Origin of the sequence: Lentzea kristufekii (genome assembly GCF_033949925.1) — a bacterium.
GTDB classification, from domain to species: domain Bacteria; phylum Actinomycetota; class Actinomycetes; order Mycobacteriales; family Pseudonocardiaceae; genus Lentzea; species Lentzea kristufekii.
Genome location: NZ_JAXAVV010000064.1, coordinates 1 through 3,597 on the forward strand (window position 1 = coordinate 1; position 3,597 = coordinate 3,597).

At 70.0% G+C, this 3,597-nt stretch carries 4 protein-coding genes and 1 pseudogene; 4 read left to right on the forward strand and 1 reads right to left on the reverse strand.

Features of this window, described 5'->3' with window-relative positions; translation table 11 throughout:
- Both SK571_RS45955 and SK571_RS45960 read left to right on the forward strand, forming a co-directional pair.
- Positions 1 to 796: pseudogene (locus SK571_RS45955) on the forward strand (hypothetical protein); the annotation flags it as partial.
- 125 nt (positions 797 to 921) lie between these two features.
- The gene (locus SK571_RS45960; protein ID WP_319990401.1) at positions 922 to 1,155 is read left to right on the forward strand and encodes a hypothetical protein; all 234 of its coding nucleotides are present in this window, start codon (positions 922 to 924) and stop codon (positions 1,153 to 1,155) included.
- Between the two features lie 85 nt (positions 1,156 to 1,240).
- On the opposite strand, the gene SK571_RS45965 is transcribed toward SK571_RS45960, so the two are convergent.
- Positions 1,241 to 1,603, reverse strand: a complete 363-nt coding sequence (locus tag SK571_RS45965; protein ID WP_319990402.1) for an STAS domain-containing protein — start codon at positions 1,601 to 1,603, stop codon at positions 1,241 to 1,243.
- 292 nt (positions 1,604 to 1,895) lie between these two features.
- On the opposite strand from SK571_RS45965, the gene SK571_RS45970 reads away from it, so the two are divergent.
- Together SK571_RS45970 and SK571_RS45975 are read left to right on the forward strand one after the other, a co-directional pair.
- On the forward strand, positions 1,896 to 2,687 hold the full coding sequence (locus tag SK571_RS45970) for a GAF and ANTAR domain-containing protein (RefSeq protein ID WP_406602119.1): 792 nt from the start codon (positions 1,896 to 1,898) through the stop codon (positions 2,685 to 2,687).
- A 121-nt stretch (positions 2,688 to 2,808) separates the two neighbouring features.
- Positions 2,809 to 3,477, forward strand: a complete 669-nt coding sequence (locus SK571_RS45975) for a GAF and ANTAR domain-containing protein (RefSeq protein WP_319990404.1) — start codon at positions 2,809 to 2,811, stop codon at positions 3,475 to 3,477.
- Positions 3,478 to 3,597 lie beyond the last annotated feature (120 nt).

Genomic DNA, 3,597 nt, shown 5'->3' on the forward strand with positions numbered 1-3,597 from the left:
TTCCGCCGGTGACGGCGGCGACGCGGCGGTCATGAACCACGGCAGGTCTGGTTCGGCCGAGGCCACCGCGGGCAAGGGCGGCAACTCGGGCGACGGCGGCAACGCCACCAGCTCGAACGACGCCACGACCGGTGACTCGGGCGACTCCGGGAACTCCGGCGCCACCGGCGGCAACAAGGCCGTCGTCCGCACGACCGGTTCCGAGCGCGGCCACAGCTGGTCCTGGAACAGCACCAAGTCCTGGACCACGGTGACGTCGGGCGACTCCGGCGACACGGGTGCCACCGGCGCGACCGGTGACGCGGGCAACCACAGCGTCACCAAGGGCGGCAACTCCGGCCCGGCCGGTGATGGCGGCGATGCCTGGGCAGTGACCGGGCAGGGCAAGTCGTGGAACCACGGCAAGTGGAGCAAGCACGGCAACTCCGGCTCCACCGCGGGCAAGGGCGGCAACTCGGGCGACGGTGGCAACGCCACCAGCTCGAACGACGCCACGACCGGTGACTCGGGCGACTCCGGGAACTCCGGCGCCACCGGCGGCAACAAGGCAGTGGTGAAGACCGCGAACAAGCACCACCGCGGCGACAACTGCCACGGCTGGAAGCACGACTGGAAGAACCACGGCACCAAGTCCTGGACCGAGGTCACCTCGGGCCACTCCGGTGACACTGGCGCCACTGGTCCGACCGGCGACGCCTCCAACCACAGCACCACGGTCGGTGGCCACTCCGGTCCCGCGGGCGACGGCGGCGACGCCACGTCCTGGACCCACGGGAAGCACTCCGTGAAGGCGTGACCACCAGGTGATCACAGGGCGGGGCCGGCATCTGCCGGTCCCGCTCTTCGCTTTCCGGCGATGTGTCTTCCTCTGCCGGCGGGGTAGTCGAGTGGGGAACACGCGACACCGGACGAGGAGGAACCGTGTCTGTGAACGCCGACGCCCAGACCGTGACGGGTACGAAGGACAAGGACTACAACATCATCTGGTTCGTGGAGGCCTGCCTGAGCAACGCTCTGCGGCTGGAGACCTACGTCCAGGACGCGGAGAGCGCGGGCGACTCGGAACTGGCGGAGTTCTTCCGCCGCGCGCAGGGCGAAAGCCGCAAGGGCGCCGAGCAGGGCAAGGCACTGCTCTCACAGCGACTCGGCAAGTAGCGCACCGGATGATCGCCGCACGGCCCTGAACCTCCGGCCGGACGCTCAGGGCCGTGCGAGCGTTGAGTCCGGTGTGGACTGCCGGTTACCGGCGGAGCCCCGCCAGGGCCTCGCCGAGCGTCGGGTGGACGCGGAACACCGTGTCCATGCCGGAGAAGTGCAGAGTTCTGAGCACTGCGGCCCTGTCCGCCACCACGCGGAGATCCGCCGCGAGCCGGTGGGCGTTCAGCAGGGCGCCGATGCCGGAGGAGTCGAAGAATGTCACCTCACGCAGGTCCACGACCAGCGTGACGGGCGACTGGGACAGCTGGGCGGTGAGCTCCGCACGCAGGAGTGGTGCGGTGAAGATGTCCACCTCACCTGCGACGGCGACGATCGGAACGCCGTCCTGCCGCGAGCCGCGCACCGAGCAACTGGGCGTGCCGGGATCAAGTCCTTGCTTCAACACGGTGACTCCACTCTGTGTTGGTGGGACGTGCACCGAGCTTCTGGCTGAACTCGACAGGCGGAATACGGGACTTCTCCTCCACGGTAGGCCTTGAAACCACAGTCCACAACGCGAAGAGAAAGCGTTGCGGCATCTGGCACAGTCGAGGTGGCGTCAGCGCCACATCGGCCACCAGCGGTCCACGCCGGGATCGCCTACGGTGGGACCGGGGTTCAGAACGCAGCACCCGGTCAACCCTGCCGCCGTCATCGGTGTCCGCCGGACGGGAAGGAGACGATCCGAGGTGCCGCAGATGCCGCCCAGTGCCGAGGACTGGAACGTCGACCGGACCAGGTTCACGGCCGATGCCGAGGAGGCGCTCGCGTCCGGCCGGGCGCCCACGCGCGATCACGGAGCGCCGCTCGGGCCGCTGGCCCAGCAGTTCGCGACCCTGACCTACTCGCTGCTCGACGCCACCACGGCCGGGGAGGTGCTGCAGCAGATCGTCGAGGCCACGTCGCGGGTCGTGCCCGGCGCGGACCTGGTCAGCGTCACCCTGCGGTCACGGGACGGGAAGTTCCACACACCGGTGGAGACCGACCCGGTCGCGATCGAGCTCGACGAGCTGCAGTACGACCTGGTGGAAGGCCCGTGCCTCGACGTCGCGGACCCGGCCGGCCCCGCCGTCGCGGCCGCGCCCGACCTGGCCGCCGAACGCGGCCTGGGCGCGGTGTTGTCCACGGCATTGCTGCCCGATGTCCAGTCGCCGCGCTTGTCCGGTGCGCTGAACATCTACTCCCGCCGGCCACACGGCCTCGACGAGACGGACCAGGCGATCGCGTTGCTGCTGGCCACGCACGCGTCCCTGGCGCTGGCGCACACCGAGGCCGTCGACATCGCCACCCTGCAGGCCGAGCAACTGCGCCGCGCGATCGACTCACGTGACGTCATCGGCCAGGCCAAGGGCATTCTCATGGCGCGCCGCGGACTCACCGCGGACGAGGCGTTCGACCTGCTGCGCCGCTCCTCGCAGCACCTCAACGTCAAGCTCGTCGAGCTCGCCGAGATCATCGCCGGCCGTCACGACGAGCTCGATCTGCCCTGACCCGCTGACGCGGTGAAGTGCGCGGAGGGGGAGGGGTTCGTAGGCTGGAACCCGACGTGTGTGACCGTCGGCCAGAGGACAGCTGTTGGACGGGCAACGCCGGGACCGGCTCATAGAGCAGGTGCTCGAGTGCAGAACGACGTCAGGGCGTGCGGAACTGGGGCATGCCCTCAGTGCCGCGTGCGTGCGCGTGCTGCCGGAAGTCGATGGCGCCGCACTGGTCTTCTACAGCGATTCCCGCGCTCAGGAACTGGTCGGCGCCAGTGATTCGTGGGCGGCGGGCATCGAGGAAGCGCAGTACACCGTGGGTGAGGGGCCGGGCTTCGCGGCGGTCGCGGAGCACGGACCGGTGCTGGTTCCCGATCTCAGCTTCGACGAGGTGCGGTGGCCCGTGTTCGCCGGGGCCGCACGGGGTGCGGGGCTCGCCGCCGCGTTCTTCTTCCCGCTGCGGATCGGCGCGATGCTGCTCGGGACGCTCGGGCTGTACCGCCGCCGGCCCGGCGTGCTGCCCGCGGAGTTCGTGTTCGAGGCGGCGTTGCTCGCCGACCTGATCTCGCACAAGCTGCTCCTGCAGAACGAGCAGATGGCGAGCGAGGAACGGATCTGGCTGGAGACGTCGTACCAGGACGTCAACATGGCGACCGGGATGCTGGCGGCCCTGCTGCGGATCAGTCTGGAGGACGCGTTCCTGCGGTTGCGGGCGCACGCCTTCGCCGCGGGCAGGTCGGTCGTGGACGTGGCCGGGGACGTGCTGGCCCGGCGTCTTCCTCTCGGCCAGCTGACCGACTGACCTGCGGCGCCGGCGCGTGCGGGCACGTCTGTCCGAAAAGGACGATGCGACCCTGACGCCGGCTGTGCCGCGAGAGCACCGCGCCGTGCCGGGTCGTATGCTGCGGGAGTGCCCCTTGTG

What these genes read in the sequence shown, in the direction of transcription:
- SK571_RS45970 (WP_406602119.1), top strand. Translation starts at nt 1,896, where the DNA reads ATGCCGCCCAGTGCCGAGGACTGGAACGTCGACCGGACCAGGTTCACG.